Here is a 17,156-nt window from a genome sequence, read left to right on the forward strand (position 1 = left end):
CGCTCCCCGTGCCCGTCCTGCTGTCGAACTGGAGATCACCCCATGTCGTCCCCTTTGCCATCCCTCGCTTTTGCCGGTCTCGGATTGATGGGGGTACCCATGACGCGCCGCCTGCTCGCCGCCGGTTATCCGCTGGCCGTGTGGAACCGCTCCGCCGGCAAGCGTGACCTGCTGGCCGCCGAGGGCGCCACGGCTGTGGAAACGCCGGCGCAGCTTTGCGCCGACGCCGAGGTAGTTATGCTGTGCCTGGCCGATACCGCCGCCGTGCGCGAAGTGGTGTTCGGCGCTGGCGGCATCGTCGAAAGCGCCCGCGCCGGCCAGGTGCTGGTGGATTTCTCCAGTCTGGAGCCGGCCGCGACCCGCGAGATGGCCGCCGAACTGGAAGTGCGTACCGGCATGCGCTGGATCGATGCGCCGGTCTCCGGCGGCACGCCGGGCGCCGAAGCCGGCACCCTGGCGATCATGGCCGGCGGTCGCGTCGAGGACATCGAGCGTGTGCGGCCGATCCTCGCCCACCTCGGCCAGCGCCTGACGCGCATGGGCGATGTCGGTGCGGGGCAGGTGACCAAGGTGTGCAACCAGATGATCGTTGCCTGCAACGCGCTGGTGATCGCCGAGGTGGTGGCGCTGGCGGAGCAATCCGGCGTTGACGCCAGTCTGATAGCCCCGGCCCTGGCTGGTGGTTTCGCTGATTCCAAACCCCTGCAGATCCTGGCCCCGCAGATGGCCGAGAGCCGCTTCGAGCCGGTGAAGTGGCACGTACGCACGCTGCTCAAGGATCTGGACACCGCCGTGAAGCTTTCCCGCGAGGAGGGCTCGGCCACGCCCATGAGCGGCCTCGCCGCGCAACTGATGCGCCTGCATGGCAGCCAGGGCAATCTCGAACGCGACCCAGCTACGCTGGTCGAGCAATACCGTCTTTCGAAGGAACTCCCTGCATGAAACTCTGCGCCAACCTGTCCCTGCTGTTCACCGAAGTCCCACTGCTGCAGCGCATCGACGCCGCCGCCAAGGCCGGCTTCGAGGGCGTGGAAATCCAGTTCCCCTACGACGTCCCCGCGCAGGACCTGAAGGCTGCGCTGGACGAAGCCGGCCTGCCGCTAGTGCTGATCAACCTGCCGGCCGGTGACCTGATGCAGGGCGGTCCGGGCATAGCCGCTGTTCCGGAGCGTGCTGCCGAATTCGAGGCGGCACTGGCCAAGGCGCTGGACTATGCACGCATCGTCCAGCCGCAGCACATCAACGTGCTGGCTGGCCGACTGGTCGAGGGACTGGAGCGCGAGGTGGCGCTGCAGACCCTTGCCGAGCGCCTGCGCGCCACCTGCGATGCCTTTGCCGGTAGCGGCACCGATGTGCTGATGGAAGCCATCAACTGCCACGACATGAAGGACTTCCTGCTCAACACACCCGAGCACTTGCAGGACATGCTCGAGCGGGTGGCGCGGGAGAATCTGCGCGCGCAACTGGACCTCTACCACATGGCGCGCATGGGCCTGGAACTGGTCGATTGCATCTACGCGCTGATGGGCCAGATCGGCCACGTGCAGTTCGCCGACTATCCCGAACGCGGCGAGCCGGGTTCGGGCGAGATGGAGTTCGAGGTGCCGCTGCAGGTGCTCGACGACGTGGGCTACGAAGGCTGGCTGGGCGCCGAGTATCGCCCCACGGGTACCACCGCCGACTCCCTGCGTTGGCTGCCGCGCTGGCGCGCCGGCAAGTTCGACTTCTGATCCATCAGGCCTGGCTGCGAAGCAGCGCCGAGTCGCTGTCTTCGCGGTAAGCCTCGAGGAACTCCACCAGCGCGCTCAGGGGCAGGGGTCGGCTGAACAGGTAGCCCTGGGCCAGCTCGCAGTGGTTGTCGCGCAGGAACGCCAGTTGCTGCGCGTGCTCCACACCCTCGGCGATCACCTTCAGGTGCAGCTTCTGCGCCATCGCGATGATGGCCTGGGCGATCTCGCTGTCACGCCGTGATTGCGGCACGTCACGGATGAAGGAACGGTCCACCTTCAGCGCATCCAGTGGTAGCTGGCGCAGGTAGGACAGCGACGAATAGCCGGTGCCGAAGTCGTCGATGGACAGGCTTACGCCCAGGTCGCGCAGGCGATTGAGCAGCGGGATGGCCTGGCTGATGTTGGACATCACGGCGTTCTCGGTGACCTCCATCTCCAGGTAGCGTGCGGCGAGACCGGTGTCTGCGAGGGTCTGCTGCACTTCATCGACCAGCCCCTCGCGGCCCAGGTTGCTGGCGCAGCAGTTCACCGCCACCCGCAAGTCCTTGTAGCCCAGGTCGTGCAGGCGGCGCAGGTCCTCGCAGGCACGGCGCATCACCCAGGCGTCCAGTGCGCCGATCAGGCCGTTGGCCGTGGCCAGCCCGATGAATCGATCCGGTGCCAGCAGGCCGTGGGTCGGGTGCTTCCAGCGTACCAGGGCTTCGAGCTGCTCCACTTCGCCGTGATCGATGCGCAGGATTGGCTGGTAGTAGAGCACCAGCTCATCGTCCCACAGCGCCTTGCGCAGTTCCTCTTCCAGCTGCAGTTCCTGGGTTGCCTTGGTCTTCAGGTGCGGACTGAAGAAGTGCGTGGCGTTGCGGCCGTTACCCTTGGACTGGTAAAGGGCGAGGTCGGCGTGCTTGAGCAACTCCTCGGGCTGTTCGCTGTCGTTGGGATACAGGCTGATGCCGACGCTCATGGTCATCACCAGGCTGCGCCCGGCGATGCTGATCGGTTCTTTCATGCGCTGCATCAGGCGCTGGGCGAGGATGCGCGCCTCGTGGTCCTCGCCCAGGTCGGCGAGGATGCAGAACTCGTCGCCGCCAAAGCGCGCCAGCAGGTCGGTGTTGCGCAGCGCACTGCGGATTCGCTCGGAGACGATGCACAGCAATTCGTCGCCGGCGGCATGGCCGAGGGAATCGTTGACCCGCTTGAAGTGGTCCAGGTCCAGCAGGATCACCGCCATGCCCTGGCCCTTCTGCCGGTTGCGTTGCAGGCGGGCCGCGAACTCGTCGTTGAGGGCGTTGCGGTTGTGCAGGCCGGTGAGGCCGTCGAAGCGCGCCAGTTTCTGCAGTGAGGCGTTGGCACTGTCCAGCTGGTTGAGCAGGGCGTTGACCCGGCTCAGCTCGCTTACCTTGCTTTCCAGGCTGTCCTCGATCCAGGCCGCCCAGAGCCCGGCCAGTACCACGGCGAGGGCCAGCAGGCCGACCATCAGTCCGAGCTGAATGGCGTTGTTGCGCCCCAGGTCCGCCACCGGCGCTACCCAGCTGGGCAGCGTCAGGGTCAGTGCGGCCATGCCGGTGAAGTGCATGCTGGAGATGGCGCCGCCCAGCAGCAGGCTGGCGAGAATCTGGTAGATCCATTGGCGGCCCGCCGGCTGGCGATTGAGTACGGGCGCCAGGACCAGTGCGACGAAGGCCACCAGTACGGCCATCAGCACCGAGAGAGTGACCAGCAGCGGGTCGTAGTGCTGCATCGGCGGTGATTCGATAGCGGCCATGCCCGTGTAGTGCATGCCGGCGATGCTGGCGCCGATGCAGCAGGCGGCCAGCAGGTATTGCAGCGGGCTCAGCCCGGCGTGGGCGAGCAGGCGCATGGCGACCACGCAGATCGCGATGGCGATGAGCAGCGAAAGCAACGTCAGGCCGCCGGCGAAATGCAGCGGCACGGAGGCGTGGAAGGCCAGCATCGAAACGAAGTGCATCGACCAGATGCCGCTGCCCAGGCAGATGCCACCGACCCACTGCCAGCGGTGCGCATGTTGCGGCGCGCGGACCATCCGCGCAGCAATGCTCAGCGCGACGAAGCTGGCGACGCAGGCGATGAGGATGGCCAGCAGGACCAATCCGGGGGTGTGGGAACACTCCAGCAGCACAGCATCGGGTAAGGCGTCCTGGTGCCAGTCCATGGGCGGGATGCTCCGGATGTCGGGGGAGGAGAAGGCAGATTGATATCACTTTGCTTCAAGTCTAGGAAGCCAGGATGACGCTGCAAGGAGCGCGTTGAATTTTCGGCGCAATGCCGGAAGGTGCGCGACGTACGGTAGTGCCAGGTACCCAGTCGATCCCGGATCCGACCACTGGCCGAAAGCTTGTAGCCAACTTGACACTTTTTTGACTAACTGCCCGCTAGAGTTGCGCCGCCGGCCGGCAGGGTCGGCCATCCCATTTCCTATCCGACTATCGATGTAAGGAGTGCGCTCGATGTCCGAGGGCAAGCGCCGCCTCTTCCCCCAGGTCAGTTCCGCGCGGCTGGTCCTGCTGTTCTCGCTGGCACTGGTGCTGTTCTACAACTTCGCCACCTGGAGGGCGCTGAACAGCCTGGTACCCATGGAAGGCCTCTGGGGCGTGGCGTTCTTCGCTTCCTTCGGCCTCTTCCTCTGGGCTGCCTTCACCCTGTTGCTGACCCTGGTGTCCTTCCGCCCGCTGCTCAAGCCGGCGCTGACCCTGGTGGCGCTGGTATCCGCGGCAGCGGCGTACTTCATGAACTCCTACGGTGTCGTGATCGATACCGTGATGGTGCAGAACGTCGTCGAGACCAACCCCGGTGAAGCCACCGCGCTGTTCAGCGCACGTATGTTGGGCTACCTGCTGGTGCTCGGCGTGCTGCCGGCCGCGATCATCTGGCTGACGCCGGTACGCTATAGCCCGTTCTTCCGTGGCCTGCTGAGCAAGGTCCTGGTGATCTTTGGTTGCCTGGTGGTGGTTGCCGTCTGCGTGGGGGCGTTCTATTCCACCTACGCCCCGGTGTTCCGCCAGGAAGAGAAACTGACCCACTTCATCAACCCGACCAACTACATCTACGCGGTGAGCAAGTTCACCAAGCAGCGCCTGGGCATCAAGGAAAACCTGGTGGTGCAGCCCATCGGCGAGGACGCGGTGATGCCGCGCAAGGTGAGCGCCGATGGCCGCAAGTCGCTGATGATCTTCGTGGTCGGTGAAACCGCCCGCGCGGACCACTTCTCCCTCAACGGCTACGCCCGCGATACCAACCCGGAACTGAAGAAGCTCGACATCCTCAACTTCACCAACGTCAGCTCCTGCGGTACTTCGACGGCGGTGTCGGTGCCCTGCATGTTCTCCAGGTTTCCTCGCGAGGACTACAGCGACAAGAAGGGCAAGACCAACCAGGGTCTGCTGGACATCCTCCAGCGCGTCGGCGTTTCGGTGCTCTGGCTGGACAACAACAGCGACTGCAAGGGCACCTGCCTGCGCGTGCCCAACCGCGATATTCCGAAGGATCAGCCCGGCCCGTTCTGCGACGGCAAGAACTGCCTGGACGAAGCCCTGCTGCAGAATTTGCAGGCCTATATCGATGGCCTGAAAGACAACGCCATCATCGTCCTGCACGCCGATGGCAGCCACGGTCCGGAGTACTACGAGCGCTATCCCAAGTCGCTGGAGCGCTTCACCCCGGTGTGCCACACCAACCAGTTGGGCAGTTGCAGCAGCGAGGAGTTGGTGAACGTCTATGACAACACCATCCTCTACACCGACTTCTTCCTGTCCAAGGTGGTTGAGCTGCTCAAGCAGAACCAGGAGCGCTTCGACACCTCGATGGTCTATGTCTCGGACCACGGCGAGTCGCTGGGCGAGAATGGCGTCTACCTGCACGCCGCGCCCTATGCCATCGCCCCGAAGGCGCAGACCCACGTGCCCATGGTGATGTGGTTCGGCAGTGGCGCGCTGGGTGGCATGGGCGTGGACCGCGGTTGCCTGGAGAGGAAAGCCGATGGTGCCGAGCTGAGCCATGACAACCTGTTCCACTCGGTGCTCGGCCTGTATGGCGTGCACACCAGCCTGTACCAGTCGGACCTGGACATCTTCCACTCCTGCAAGCGCGACATGACCGCTGCGCAATGAGTGGAGAGCCGACCTGAACGGCGGCCATGAAAAAGGCCCTGCGGTTTGCACCGCAGGGCCTTTTGTCTATCCGGGGGCTGTTACTTCTCGCGAACCAGCAGCACCGGACGGTTGCTGACGCGCAGCAGGCCTTCGGCCACGCTGCCCAGCATCAGGCGGCGCACGCCACGGCGGCCGTGGGTGCCCATGACGATGATGTCGGCCTTGGAGGCCTCGGCCTCGATCTCGATGCGCTCGGCGATCTCTTCGCTGGCGCGTTCCTGGCAGACCCGCTCGAAGCTGGTTTTCACCGGGAACTCGGCGATCTTCTCCTTCGCCTTGCCGAGGATGTCATCGGCGGCCTTCAGCGCGGCTTCGCGCAGCGGCTCCGGGTTGTAGTACACCGCGTAGTCGGGCAGATGGCGCAGCGGGCTGTCGACGATGGTGATGACACGCAGCTCGCCGCCGCTCAGCTGGGCCAGCTTTGCCGCTTCGACCAGGGCACGGTCGGAAACCGGGCTGCCGTCCACCGCTACCAGAATGCGCTCGTACATGATGTGTTCCCTCAATGAGTGGCTTGGTAAGGAAACTCTATCCCCCCATGGGCGAGATTCCCTTGCGCAGCGTCAATGGTAGTCGGTGTGGCCGATCGTGCCGGGACTAGAGCGGCGTAACGGGGTGTTTCGAGGGTGGCGGGCGCACCGACCAGGCATGAAAAAAGCCGCCACCGGTTGCCCGGTGGCGGCTTCTGCATGATGCGCTGGCGGGCTCAGCCGGCGACCAGCACGCGGATCGCTTCCAGGCGCAGGGAGGCCTTGTCCAGCAGCGCCAGGCTGTCGTCACGCTGCTTGCGCAGGGCGTCCAGCTCGCTGTCGCGGACGCTGGGGTTGACGGCCTTGAGCGCGGTCAGGCGCGCCAGTTCCTCGTCGAGGGTTGCGGTCAGCTGCTGGCGGGCGGCTTCGACGCGTTCGGCATGGCGCGGGGTGATCTTGGTCTCGGCCTGGGCGAACTGCTTGGCCAGCACGTCACGTTGTGCCTGCACGAACTTGTTGGCGCTGGCGCGCGGTACGCTTTCCAACTGGTCGTTCAGGGTGTCGAAGGACACGCGCGAAGACAGGTCGTTGCCGTTGGCGTCCATCAGGCAGCGCAGCGCCACCGGCGGCAGGAAGCGGCCGAGCTGCAGCTTGCGCGGCGCCACGGCCTCGCTGACGAACAGCAGTTCCAGCAGCACCGTGCCGGGCTTGAGCGCCTTGTTCTTGATCAGCGCCACCGAGGTGTTGCCCAGCGAGCCGGACAGCACCAGGTCCATGCCGCCCTGCACCATGGGGTGTTCCCAGGTGAGGAACTGCATGTCTTCGCGGGCCAGGGCCTGGGCGCGGTCGTAGGTGACGGTCACGCCTTCGTCGTCGCCCAGCGGGAAGCTGGCGTCGAGCATCTTTTCGCTCGGGCGCAGGATCAGGGCGTTCTCGGAGTGGTCCTCGCTGTCGATGCCGTAGGTATCGAACAGACGCTCCATGTAGATCGGCAGGGCGAACTGGTCGTCCTGTTCCTCGATCTCGGCCACCAGCGCCTCGCCTTCGCCAGCGCCGCCGGAGTTCAGCTCCAGCAGTCGATCGCGGCCGTTGTGCATCTCGGCTTCCAGCGCTTCACGGGCGGCGGTGCCTTCGGCCAGCAGGGCCTCGAAGGCGTCGTCGTCGCCGCCGTCCAGCAGCTCCACCAGACGCGGGCCGAAGCGGTGCTGCAGGGCGTTGCCGGTAGGGCAGGTGTTGAGGAAGGCGTTCAGGGCCTGGTGATACCACTGGAACAGGCGCTCCTGCGGGCTGTTTTCCAGGTGCGGCACGTGGATCTGGATAGTGTGCTTCTGGCCGATCCGGTCGAGACGGCCGATGCGCTGTTCCAGCTGGTCCGGGTGGGCCGGCAGGTCGAACAGCACCAGGTGGTGGGCGAACTGGAAGTTGCGGCCTTCGCTGCCGATTTCCGAGCAGATCAGCACCTGGGCGCCGAACTCTTCATCGGCGAAGTAGGCGGCGGCGCGGTCGCGCTCAAGAATGCTCATGCCTTCGTGGAACACGGTGGCCGGGATACCGGACTTCAGGCGCAGGGCATCGCCCAGGTCCATCGCGGTCTCGGCGTGGGCGCAGATGACCAGCACCTTGTACTGCTTGAGCATCTTCAGAGTGTCGATCAGCCACTCGACGCGTGGGTCGAAGCGCCACCAGCGGTTGTTCTCGTCGCCGTCGTCGGACTGCGCCTGGAAGCTGACTTCCGGGTAGAGGTCCGGGTGCTCGCCCAGCGGCAGCTCCATGTACTCGATCGGATTGGTCAGCACGTAGGGGTGCAGCTGGCGTTCCGGGAAGCCCTGCACGGCGGCACGGGTGTTGCGGAACAGCACGCGGCCGGTGCCGTGGCGGTCGAGCAGCTCCCGTACCAGGCGGGCGCGGGCTTCTTCATTGCCGGCTTCGACGCTGGCCAGCAGTTCGTCGCCCTCGCTGCCGAGGAAGCCATGGATGGCCTGGCGCGCGGCGGGGGAGAGGCTGCCCTGGTCGACCAGTTCCTGCACCGCCTCGGCAACCGGGCGGTACTGGGTACTTTCGGTGCGGAAGGCTTCCAGGTCGTGGAAACGGTCCGGGTCGAGCAGACGCAGACGGGCGAAGTGGCTGTCCAGGCCGAGCTGTTCCGGGGTTGCAGTGAGCAGCAGGACGCCGGGGATGACCTGGGACAGTTGCTCCACCAACTGGTATTCGGGGCTGGCCTGTTCCGGGTGCCACACGAGGTGGTGGGCTTCGTCGACCACCAGCATGTCCCACTCGGCGGCGAACAGCGCGTCCTGGGCTTTTTCGTCCTCGCGCAGCCACTCCAGCGCCACCAGGGCCAGCTGGGTGTCTTCGAAGGGGTTGCTGGCATCGCTCTCGACGAAGCGCTCGCGGTCGAACAGGGCGACTTCCAGGTTGAAGCGTCGGCGCATTTCCACCAGCCACTGGTGCTGCAGGTTCTCCGGTACCAGGATCAGCACCCGGCTGGCGCGGCCGGAGAGCAGCTGGCGGTGGATCACCAGGCCCGCTTCGATGGTCTTGCCCAGGCCCACTTCGTCGGCCAGCAGGACGCGCGGCGCCATGCGGTCGGCGACTTCGCGGGCGATGTGCAGCTGGTGCGCGATGGGTTGCGCGCGGGCGCCGCCCAGGCCCCAGAGCGAGGACTGCAGCAGGCGGGTGCGGTGTTCCAGGGTGTGGTAGCGCAGGCCGAACCAGGACATCGGGTCGATCTGCCCGGCAAACAGGCGGTCGCTGGCCAGGCGGAACTGGATGAAGTTCGACAGCTGGGTTTCCGGAACGGTGTGCTGTTCGTTCTGCGCGGTGAGGCCGTGGTAGATCAGCAGGCCGTCGATCTCGTCCACTTCGCGGACGGTCATCTTCCAGCCTTCGAAGTGGGTGATCTGATCGCCCGGGGCGAAGCGCACACGGGTCAGCGGCGCATTGCGCTCGGCGTACTGGCGGGTATCACCGGTAGCCGGATAGAGCACCGTGAGCATGCGGCCGTCCAGAGCGAGGATGGTCCCCAGCCCAAGTTCCGCTTCACTGTCACTGATCCAGCGTTGACCGGGTTGATACTGCGCCATGGACACCTCCCAAAAAAAGCCGGCTATGGTACCGGAACGCGCAGCTTTCAGCGATGGCCGTCGGCGCCTCCGGTCGCCCGAATCATCGGCAAGACCTGTTTGAGGCGTGCACTCATCGCGAATCGTGGAAAGTGTAGCGAGGCGCACTCAAGTCTGTGGTGCTCCGGCCGATAGCCTGACCAGAGGACTTGTCAGCGCACTTCTCCACAGGGCCTGCGCCCAGGAATAATCGATGCTGCCGCCCATTCCCCATAGTCTGGCACCCGTCACTGCACAGCAGGACGTGCCCAAGCCGCGACCGGATGTCACCCCGGTGACTCCGCCTGCACCCAGCGCAGGCAATGCCGGCGTGGAGCTGGAGCGCCGTCCGGACGAAGAGGCATTGCGCGAGGAGTACCAGCGCCGGCGCAAGCGTCGCCAACTGGCCGACGGCACGCCCGAGGGCGAGGCGCTGGAGGAACTGGAGGAAGTCGAGGAACTGGGCGAGGACGTGCAGGCTGCCCCGCGCAAGGGGCTGTGGATCGATGTCGAGGTCTGACCTGGCAGGGGAGTAGACTGGCCCCATCGCTGAGTACCCGAGCTTTCCATGCTGTTCGACGACGCCCCGATCCTTCTCCCCGATGCCGAGCTGCGCCTGATCCCCGACTGGTGCCCGCCGCAGCGCGCGGCCCACTGGCTGGAACAACTGCTCGCCGAGACGCCTTGGGAACGACCGCAGGTGCATCTGCATGGCCGCGACTACCCCGTGCCGCGCCTGGTCAACTGGTATGGCGATCCCGAAGCTTTCTATACCTACTCCGGCCTGACCCATGCGCCGCTGCCCTGGACGCCGCTGCTGGCCGAAATCCGCTCGGCGGTGGAGCAAGCAGCCGGCCAGCGCTTCAACGGCGTGCTGCTCAACTACTACCGCGACGGCCAGGACTCCATGGGCTGGCACAGCGACGACGAGCCCGAGCTCGGGCGCAACCCGTTGGTGGCCTCGCTGAACCTGGGCGGTACGCGGCGCTTCGATCTGCGGCGCAAGGGGCGAAACACAATCGAACACTCCATCGATCTGTCCGGCGGATCGCTGCTGGTCATGTCCGGCGCGACACAGCATTATTGGCAGCATCAGGTTGCCAAGACGCGCCGTCCGGTTGCTCCGCGCCTGAATCTGACTTTCCGCCTGGTGCATGCCCTGCCATGAGCAACGAAGACAAGCTGATCGACTTCACCGCCGAGCGCGACAAGCGCATCCACGACGTGCACGAAAAGCGCCTGCAGGACGTGCGCAAGGCCTTCGAGCAGGCGCTGCCGCTGGGCAAGCCGCGCAAGAAGGGCAAGAGCAAGCCCAAGAAACGCTGATTTTCCCTCTCCAAGGGCCGCCAGGCCCCGCTCTGCGCGGCTTCCCGCCGCACCCGATCCCCTCCGGAACTTGACCTGCGTCAGTGCTCCGGCCCTCCCCGGAAAGCGCCTTGTCGACCATTGATCCAGGTCAATTGGTCCTGCCTGGCCGCCGGTAATCTGCACACATCCCCAGACGATGTAGGCAACAGGAGGCCAGCATCATGTTCATCGACGAAGTGGTTCTCGCAGGCATCCTTACCGTCGGATTGATGGTTGTTTTCTTCGGTGGGGTCGGAATTTTCATCTGGAAGGACAGCCACAAGAAGAGCTGATCCTTACAGATATACAGAGCACGCAAGGCACTTCGGGCGACTTAGGTCGCCCGTTTTTTTTGCCTCTACGAAAGTCGGGATGACACATTGTTAGCTTGCTAATAATATGATGGGTAACGATTCCGTCATCCGCTTTGCCGACTATCTTTAAGCGATAGACCCGGACCCTTTCGAGAGACCGCGTGCGACCTACGCTACAGGCATTCCTTGCGCCGGATACGCTGGCGCTGAAATTCGCGATCAAGACCCTCCTGGCCGGCGGCCTGGCGCTCTGGTGCGCCTTCCGTTTCGACCTGGAGCAGCCGCAGTGGGCGCTGATGACGGTGTTCATCGTGTCCCAGCCGCTGTCGGGCATGGTGGTGGCCAAGGGCCTTTTCCGCCTGATCGGTACCTTGTTCGGTACGGCCATGTCGGTGGTGTTCATAGCGCTGTTCGCTCAGACGCCCTGGCTGTTCCTGCTGGCCATCTCGCTCTGGCTGGGCCTTTGCACCGCGGCATCGACCAGCCTGCGCAACCACGTGTCCTATGCGTTCGTGCTGTCGGGATACACCGTGGCGATCATCGGGCTGCCGGCGATCACGCACCCACTGGACGTCTTCGACCAGGCTGTCGCGCGCAGTACGGAAATCTGCCTGGGCATCCTCTGTGCTTCCGCCGTCAGCGCGATTCTCTGGCCGCGCCGGGTCGAGGCCAACCTGGGCAAGCAGGCGCACGCCACCTGGCTCACCGGCATGCAGGCTGCGCGCAGTGAGATCGATGCCGATGCGCGGCAGATCAAGGGCCTGCTGCAGGCGCTGGGCAAGATCGTCGAAGTCGATGTGCAACGTGATCACGCCTGGTTCGAGGGCTATCGGGGGCGGATGCGCTCGCGCGCGCTGCGGATTCTCTCCCGCGACCTGCTCAGCCTGCTGCGCACTGCGCGCGGTGTGGCCCGCCAGCGCAGCGTGCTGGATGCCGAGGACCGCGCGCGCCTGCAACCCTGGTTCGAGGAGCTGCGCGCCACCCTGGAGGACCCGCAGGTGGACGCCATGCGCTCGCTGCAGGAGCGTTTGCAGGCGGCGGGCCTGGATGAAAGCTACTCCAACGACCTGCGCTATTGCCTGACCCGCTGCGCCCTGCTGCTGCTCAAGGCGCTGAATTCGGAAAAGACCATGCGTGCCGTGGCGGACGGGCGCGTGGATGATGTCGCCACCGGCACCCTGTCCTGGCACCGCGATTGGCTCATGGCGCTGTTCTACGGCCTGCGCAGCGCGTTGGCGCTGCTGGGCATGTCGGCGTTCTGGATGGCCACCGCCTGGCCGGCGGCTACCGGCGGCATGCTGCTGGCAGCGGTGATCTGCAGTCTGTTCGCCAACCGCGATAACGCCGTCACCATTGGCCTGGGTTTCCTGCGTGGCATCCTCTACGCGATCCCGGCGGCGGCTGTCGTGAGCCAATGGCTGCTGCCGCAGTGGAACGGCTTCCCGCTGCTCTGCCTGGCGCTGGGCGTGCCGCTGTTCTTCGCCCTGTTGGGCATGGCCACGCCTGCGCTGGCGGGGACGGCGACATCCTTCTCGATCCACTTCATTACCCTGGTGGCGCCGAGCAACGTGATGAAGTACGACCTCGCCAACCTGCTCAATTCGGCCCAGGGCATCGTCATCGGCGTGGGCTTCGCCGTGCTGGTGTTCCGCCTGCTCACCTTGCCGGCGGACTGGCTCAACCTCCGCCTGATCCAGGCCACCTGCGAGGACCTCGGGCGCCTGACCCGGCGGCCCCTGGCGGAAGCCGAGAGCTGGTTCGGCGGACGTATGGCCGACCGCCTGATTCGCCTGGCACGGCATTACACCCTGCTGCCCAGGGAAGAGCAGAAGCGCTGGCAGGACGGCCTGCTGGCGCTGGACCTGGGCAATGAACTGATCCATCTGCGCTCCTGCCTCAGCGGAGCGCAGGGACAACTGCGCAAGCGTCGCGACCAGTTCCTCGGCTCTCTGGCCGGAGTACTGGAGAAGGGGCCGGCGCAGGGCCGCGAGCAACGCCTGGAAAGCCTCTGCCCGCCGCTGGAGGAGGCTCTCGCCCACGACTTGCAGGGCGATAACGAACCCAACCGTCTGGCCCGTGCCGCGTTGGCGCAGTTGCGCCACACCTGGCGGCAGTGGTGCCGTCTGGAGGACTCCCATGGGGCTGCATGAGTTCGGCTGGGGCGGCGTCTACATCAGCCCGCTGTTCATCTATGCGCTGCTGGCCCTGGGGCTGACCGCGCTGTTGCGCCTGCTGTTGCAGGCCACGCCGCTCGGCCGCCAGATCTGGCACGAAGCCCTGTTCGACTGTGCTCTGTTCGTGCTGATCCTGTGCGGGATCACCTGGGCGCTGAGCGGAACACCTTGAGAGGAGAAGCTGTATGCGCGGAACCCTTCGCGTAGTCATCACCATCGCCCTGGTCATCGCCGCCATCCTGGCCGGCACCTGGCTGTGGCGCTACTACATGCTGTCGCCCTGGACCCGCGATGCACGTGTGCGTGCCGATGTGGTGGTGATTGCCCCGGACGTGTCCGGCTGGGTCACCGACCTCGCCGTACAGGACAACCAGCAGGTCAAGGCCGGCGACCTGATCATGCGCATCGATCACGAGCGCTACGCGGCGAATCTGGAGCAGGCCAAGGCGTTGGCCGAGACCCGGCACCAGCAGTACCTGTTGCGCGTGAGCGAGGCTTCGCGGCGTAGCAAGCTGGGCATCGCGGCGATCAGCGCTGAGGACAAGGAGACCGCGCAGATCAACGCATCCATCGCCAAGAGCGAGTACGACGAAGCCCAGGCCCAGGTGCGCCTGGCGCAACTGAACCTGACCCGCAGCGAGATGCGCGCGCCGCGCGACGGGCAGATCACCAATCTGCGGCTGGCCCAGGGCAACTACGTGCAGGCGGGCCAGGCGATGATGGCGCTGGTGGACCAGAAGTCCTTCTACGTCACCGCCTATTTCGAGGAAACCAAGCTGCCCGGCATCCGTGTCGGTCAGCCGGCCCAGGTGGTGCTGATGAGTGGTGACATTGCCATCGACGGCACCGTGGAGAGCATCAGCAGTGGCATCACCGACCGCAACGCGATCCCTGACAGTCAGTTGCTGGCCAACGTCGAACCGACCTTCAACTGGGTGCGCCTGGCCCAGCGCATCCCGGTACGCATCCATCTCGACAAGGTGCCCGAGGGCGTGCACCTGAGCGCCGGCATGACCGCCAGCGTTACCGTGAAGGAGCGCTGATTCCCGCCGCCTGCGGTTCGCGTCCGAACCAGCAGGACAGTGCCGCGCACAGCACCGACGCCGCTACCAGGCTGATACCGACCCAGGGCGTCCAGGCGATGCCCGCCAGGCTGATCACCGCGCCGCCCAGCGCCGCGCCGAGGGCCACGCCCAGGTGCATCGCCGAAGTGTTCAGCGCCACCCCGGCGCTACCGCTGGCCGGGTCGCTGGCCAGCAGATAGCTCTGCACCGCTGGCGAGATCATCCAGCTGATGGTGCTCCAGATCATCAGGGCGCCGAGCAGCAGCCAGGGGTGGCCGAGGCTCAGCGGGATTGCCAGCATCGCCACTGCGAACAGCACCGGCACCACCAGCAGCGCGCGGCGGTGACCGAGGTGATCGCTCAGCCAGCCGCCCAGGTATCCGCCACCGATGGCCGCCAAGCCGATCAGCAGCAGCGTCAGGGCGATGCCCCGGCTATCGGTGATCCCGGCGACCTGCTGGAACCACGGCGTGATGTAGGCGAACAGCGTGAAGTGCCCGCCCAGCAGGAGGATCGATACCAGTTGCGCGAGGTTCAGTACCGGGCTGCGCAGCTGGCGCCTGTACGCCTCGCTGCTGGCGGGACTGTCCAGCGTGCGGCGAGGCAGGGCGATCCGCAGCAGGGCGGCCAGCGGCAGCGAGTAGAGGGCAATGGCGGCGAAGATCCAGCGCCAGCCGAACCAGTCGTTGACCAGCACGCCGGCGGGTACGCCGAACACCAGCGAGCCGCTGATGCCCATGAAGATCAGACCGATGGCGCGCCCGCGCTGGGCCGCCGGCGCCAGCTCCACTGCCAGCAGGCTGGCCTGCATGATCAGCAGCCCGCAGCAGGCGGCCATGCCAATGCGCATCAGCAGCAGGGAAACGTAGCCGGGGCTCAGCGCGGCACCCGCGTTGAACGCGGCGAATACCAGCAGCGTGATGACCAGCAGCCGGCGACAGTCGGCGCCACGGGTAAGCCAGCCGAGCAGAGGCGCGGCGATGGCGAAACTCAGGGAGAACAGGCTGGTGAGTTGCCCGGCGAGGCTCAGGGAAACGTGCAGGTCGTTGGCAAGGGACGGCAGGATGCCGGTGAGGATGGCCTCGGCGAGGCCCGCGGCGAAGGTGCAGAGGGATAGCAACAGCAGTCGAAGGTCCATGGCGGCTCCGATTCCCGGTGAGGGGTTTCGGGCACGAAGCCTTCGGTTATCCCGGATGGATATGAAGTAACGGGGGCAGGGTAGTCGAGCGGGAAACTGTATACAAGTTTCCGGGGCCGCTGGTACGGCCCCGGAACGTGTGTCAGCCGATGGTGATCGGCGGCAGGGCGGGCAGTTCGATGTCGAGTTTCTCAGTCGGTGCCATGACTTCGGCCTCGCCTTTGACCACGGCCTTGCCGTCCTGATTGAGCACCACGGTGCCGATACGTACGCGGTTCTTCGGCAGCTTCTCCAGCACTTCCAGTTCCACGGTCAGTTGGTCACCGAGCTTCACCGGGCGAGTGAAGCTCAGGTTCTGGCCGAGGTAGATGGTGCCAGGGCCGGGCAGGGTGGTGGCGATCGCCGCGCTGATCAGCGCGCCGGTGAGCATGCCGTGGGCGATGCGCTCCTTGAACTGGGTGGTGGCGGCGTAATCGGCGTCCAGGTGCACCGGGTTGCGGTCGCCGGAGACTTCGGCGAACAGCTGGATGTCGCGCTCGGTGACGCTGCGCTGGAAGTTGGCCTTCTGGCCGACTTCGAGTTCTTCGTAGGGGACGTTTTGCACGGAAGTCATAGGGGCTCCTCGGTTTTCTCGACTTGCGGGACGGGGCAGTGTGCCGCCAGCCAGTCGATCAGGTTGCGGGTGACCTCGTCGCGGTTGCTCTCGTTGAACAACTCATGGCGAGCGTCGGGATAAATCTTCAGTTGGACGTCACGAACCCCGGCCCGGGTCATCGCCTGGGCGAGATCGCGTAGACGCTTGCCCTGGCTGACCGGGTCGCGCTCACCGCCGATGACCATCACCGGCAGGTCGGCGCGGATGCTCGACAGGTGTCCAGCCGGGGTGATGTCGGCCAGGCCGCCGAGCAGGTCGATCCACAGCTGGTTGCTGCAGCGGAAGCCGCAAAGCGGATCGGCGACGTACTTGTCGACCTCGACCGGGTCGCGGCTGAGCCAGTCGAAGGCAGTGCGGTTGGGTTTGAAGGCCTTGTTGAACGAGCCGAAGGACAGGAAGTCGATCAGCGCGCTGCGCCCCAGCGGGCCCTGGCGCCAACGCTCGAAGCGGGCGATGAGGCGGGCGCTCTTGTACAACGCCACGGGCTGGTAGTTGGAGCCTGACAGCACCGCCGCCTTTACGCTGGCGCTGTGCTGCATCAGGTAGGCGCTGCCGATGTAGCTGCCCATGCTGTGGCCGAGCAGGATGATCGGCAGGTCGGGGTGCTCCTCGCGCACATGCTGGTTCAGCGTATGCAGGTCGCCGATCACCTTGCCCCAGCCGCCGCGGTCGGCGTAGTGGCCCAGTTCGCCGTTCTCGGCGGTGCGCCCGTGGCCGCGCTGGTCGATGGCGTAGAGGTGGTAGCCCGCGGCGTTCAGCGCCAGGCCCAGGCGCTCATAGCGGCCAGCGTGTTCGGCCATGCCGTGGGACAGCATCAGGGCACCGCGGGACGGGCCTTCCGGCGCCCAGTGGCGGGTGTAGAGCGGTGTCTCGTCGCTGGCGGGGAGCCAGTAGGCGGCGTAGGGCATGGGGTCCATCCTGCTTCTTGTTCGTCGATTCTTATTGGAATGGGGCCATGGAGCGGGCCAGACGGGGCGATTCTGCCACGCCGGGACATCTT

The 17,156-nt window shown here is 65.8% G+C and carries 16 protein-coding genes; 10 read left to right on the top strand and 6 right to left on the bottom strand.

Annotated features, from left to right (window positions below; all coding sequences use genetic code 11):
- The first annotated feature begins 42 nt into the window (after positions 1 to 42).
- Together FAS41_RS19370 and FAS41_RS19375 are read left to right on the top strand one after the other, a co-directional pair.
- Entirely contained in the window at positions 43 to 942 is a 900-nt protein-coding gene (locus tag FAS41_RS19370) for an NAD(P)-dependent oxidoreductase (RefSeq protein WP_138525071.1), read from the top strand.
- Positions 939 to 1,730, top strand: coding sequence for a hydroxypyruvate isomerase family protein (locus FAS41_RS19375; protein ID WP_138525072.1), 792 nt, complete (start codon positions 939 to 941; stop codon positions 1,728 to 1,730). The genes FAS41_RS19370 and FAS41_RS19375 overlap by 4 nt, the downstream gene beginning before the upstream one ends.
- A gap of 4 nt (positions 1,731 to 1,734) precedes the next feature.
- Here FAS41_RS19375 and FAS41_RS19380 read toward each other — a convergent pair whose 3' ends face one another.
- The gene (locus FAS41_RS19380) at positions 1,735 to 3,897 is read right to left on the bottom strand and encodes a putative bifunctional diguanylate cyclase/phosphodiesterase (protein ID WP_138525073.1); all 2,163 of its coding nucleotides are present in this window, start codon (positions 3,895 to 3,897) and stop codon (positions 1,735 to 1,737) included.
- A gap of 295 nt (positions 3,898 to 4,192) precedes the next feature.
- On the opposite strand from FAS41_RS19380, the gene FAS41_RS19385 reads away from it, so the two are divergent.
- A complete protein-coding gene (locus FAS41_RS19385) occupies positions 4,193 to 5,851 on the top strand; it encodes a phosphoethanolamine transferase (RefSeq protein ID WP_138525074.1) in 1,659 nt (552 codons plus the stop codon).
- Positions 5,852 to 5,931: 80 nt separating this feature from the next.
- Here the strand turns inward: FAS41_RS19385 and FAS41_RS19390 are convergent, their stop codons facing one another.
- On the bottom strand, positions 5,932 to 6,384 hold the full coding sequence (locus FAS41_RS19390) for a universal stress protein (protein WP_138525075.1): 453 nt from the start codon (positions 6,382 to 6,384) through the stop codon (positions 5,932 to 5,934).
- A gap of 215 nt (positions 6,385 to 6,599) precedes the next feature.
- Entirely contained in the window at positions 6,600 to 9,452 is a 2,853-nt protein-coding gene (rapA, locus tag FAS41_RS19395; protein ID WP_171049518.1) for an RNA polymerase-associated protein RapA, read from the bottom strand.
- Between the two features lie 226 nt (positions 9,453 to 9,678).
- Between rapA and FAS41_RS19400 the strand changes: the two genes are divergently transcribed.
- From FAS41_RS19400 to FAS41_RS19420, 7 genes are all read left to right on the top strand, one after another.
- Positions 9,679 to 9,984 (top strand): aspartate-semialdehyde dehydrogenase, encoded by a 306-nt coding sequence (locus FAS41_RS19400; protein ID WP_138525077.1) that lies wholly within the window; start codon positions 9,679 to 9,681, stop codon positions 9,982 to 9,984.
- Positions 9,985 to 10,032: 48 nt separating this feature from the next.
- Positions 10,033 to 10,632 carry an alpha-ketoglutarate-dependent dioxygenase AlkB family protein gene (locus FAS41_RS19405; protein ID WP_138525078.1) on the top strand — a complete coding sequence of 200 codons (600 nt, stop codon included), beginning with the start codon at positions 10,033 to 10,035 and terminating at the stop codon, positions 10,630 to 10,632.
- A complete protein-coding gene (locus FAS41_RS30875) occupies positions 10,629 to 10,790 on the top strand; it encodes a hypothetical protein (protein WP_171049519.1) in 162 nt (53 codons plus the stop codon). The genes FAS41_RS19405 and FAS41_RS30875 overlap by 4 nt, the downstream gene beginning before the upstream one ends.
- 203 nt (positions 10,791 to 10,993) lie before the next feature.
- A complete protein-coding gene (ccoM, locus tag FAS41_RS31330) occupies positions 10,994 to 11,104 on the top strand; it encodes a cytochrome c oxidase subunit CcoM (RefSeq protein ID WP_024764625.1) in 111 nt (36 codons plus the stop codon).
- 182 nt (positions 11,105 to 11,286) lie between these two features.
- The gene (locus FAS41_RS19410; protein ID WP_138525079.1) at positions 11,287 to 13,275 is read left to right on the top strand and encodes an FUSC family protein; all 1,989 of its coding nucleotides are present in this window, start codon (positions 11,287 to 11,289) and stop codon (positions 13,273 to 13,275) included.
- A complete protein-coding gene (locus FAS41_RS19415) occupies positions 13,262 to 13,471 on the top strand; it encodes a DUF1656 domain-containing protein (protein ID WP_138525080.1) in 210 nt (69 codons plus the stop codon). The genes FAS41_RS19410 and FAS41_RS19415 overlap by 14 nt, the downstream gene beginning before the upstream one ends.
- Before the next feature lie 13 nt (positions 13,472 to 13,484).
- Positions 13,485 to 14,342, top strand: coding sequence for an efflux RND transporter periplasmic adaptor subunit (locus FAS41_RS19420; protein ID WP_138525081.1), 858 nt, complete (start codon positions 13,485 to 13,487; stop codon positions 14,340 to 14,342).
- Here FAS41_RS19420 and FAS41_RS19425 read toward each other — a convergent pair.
- The 3 genes from FAS41_RS19425 to FAS41_RS19435 form a co-directional block, all read right to left on the bottom strand.
- Complete coding sequence (locus tag FAS41_RS19425) at positions 14,323 to 15,501, bottom strand: MFS transporter (protein ID WP_138525082.1); 1,179 nt, start codon at positions 15,499 to 15,501, stop codon at positions 14,323 to 14,325. The two genes, FAS41_RS19420 and FAS41_RS19425, sit on opposite strands and share 20 nt — an antisense overlap.
- A gap of 142 nt (positions 15,502 to 15,643) precedes the next feature.
- The gene (locus FAS41_RS19430; RefSeq protein WP_138525083.1) at positions 15,644 to 16,114 is read right to left on the bottom strand and encodes a MaoC family dehydratase; all 471 of its coding nucleotides are present in this window, start codon (positions 16,112 to 16,114) and stop codon (positions 15,644 to 15,646) included.
- Entirely contained in the window at positions 16,111 to 17,064 is a 954-nt protein-coding gene (locus tag FAS41_RS19435; RefSeq protein WP_138525084.1) for an alpha/beta hydrolase, read from the bottom strand. The genes FAS41_RS19430 and FAS41_RS19435 overlap by 4 nt, the downstream gene beginning before the upstream one ends.
- Positions 17,065 to 17,156 lie beyond the last annotated feature (92 nt).

It is taken from the genome of Pseudomonas nicosulfuronedens (assembly GCF_005877905.1).
Lineage (GTDB): Bacteria > Pseudomonadota > Gammaproteobacteria > Pseudomonadales > Pseudomonadaceae > Pseudomonas > Pseudomonas nicosulfuronedens.

Excerpts from the sequence above, each read along its gene's own strand:
- FAS41_RS19370 (WP_138525071.1), top strand. The coding sequence starts at position 43 with ATGTCGTCCCCTTTGCCATCCCTCGCTTTTGCCGGTCTCGGATTGATG.
- FAS41_RS19375 (WP_138525072.1), top strand. The coding sequence starts at position 939 with ATGAAACTCTGCGCCAACCTGTCCCTGCTGTTCACCGAAGTCCCACTG.
- FAS41_RS19380 (WP_138525073.1), bottom strand. The coding sequence starts at position 3,897 with ATGGACTGGCACCAGGACGCCTTACCCGATGCTGTGCTGCTGGAGTGT.
- FAS41_RS19385 (WP_138525074.1), top strand. The coding sequence starts at position 4,193 with ATGTCCGAGGGCAAGCGCCGCCTCTTCCCCCAGGTCAGTTCCGCGCGG.
- FAS41_RS19390 (WP_138525075.1), bottom strand. The coding sequence starts at position 6,384 with ATGTACGAGCGCATTCTGGTAGCGGTGGACGGCAGCCCGGTTTCCGAC.
- FAS41_RS19400 (WP_138525077.1), top strand. The coding sequence starts at position 9,679 with ATGCTGCCGCCCATTCCCCATAGTCTGGCACCCGTCACTGCACAGCAG.
- FAS41_RS19405 (WP_138525078.1), top strand. The coding sequence starts at position 10,033 with ATGCTGTTCGACGACGCCCCGATCCTTCTCCCCGATGCCGAGCTGCGC.
- FAS41_RS30875 (WP_171049519.1), top strand. The coding sequence starts at position 10,629 with ATGAGCAACGAAGACAAGCTGATCGACTTCACCGCCGAGCGCGACAAG.
- ccoM (WP_024764625.1), top strand. The coding sequence starts at position 10,994 with ATGTTCATCGACGAAGTGGTTCTCGCAGGCATCCTTACCGTCGGATTG.
- FAS41_RS19415 (WP_138525080.1), top strand. The coding sequence starts at position 13,262 with ATGGGGCTGCATGAGTTCGGCTGGGGCGGCGTCTACATCAGCCCGCTG.
- FAS41_RS19420 (WP_138525081.1), top strand. The coding sequence starts at position 13,485 with ATGCGCGGAACCCTTCGCGTAGTCATCACCATCGCCCTGGTCATCGCC.
- FAS41_RS19425 (WP_138525082.1), bottom strand. The coding sequence starts at position 15,501 with ATGGACCTTCGACTGCTGTTGCTATCCCTCTGCACCTTCGCCGCGGGC.
- FAS41_RS19430 (WP_138525083.1), bottom strand. The coding sequence starts at position 16,114 with ATGACTTCCGTGCAAAACGTCCCCTACGAAGAACTCGAAGTCGGCCAG.
- FAS41_RS19435 (WP_138525084.1), bottom strand. The coding sequence starts at position 17,064 with ATGCCCTACGCCGCCTACTGGCTCCCCGCCAGCGACGAGACACCGCTC.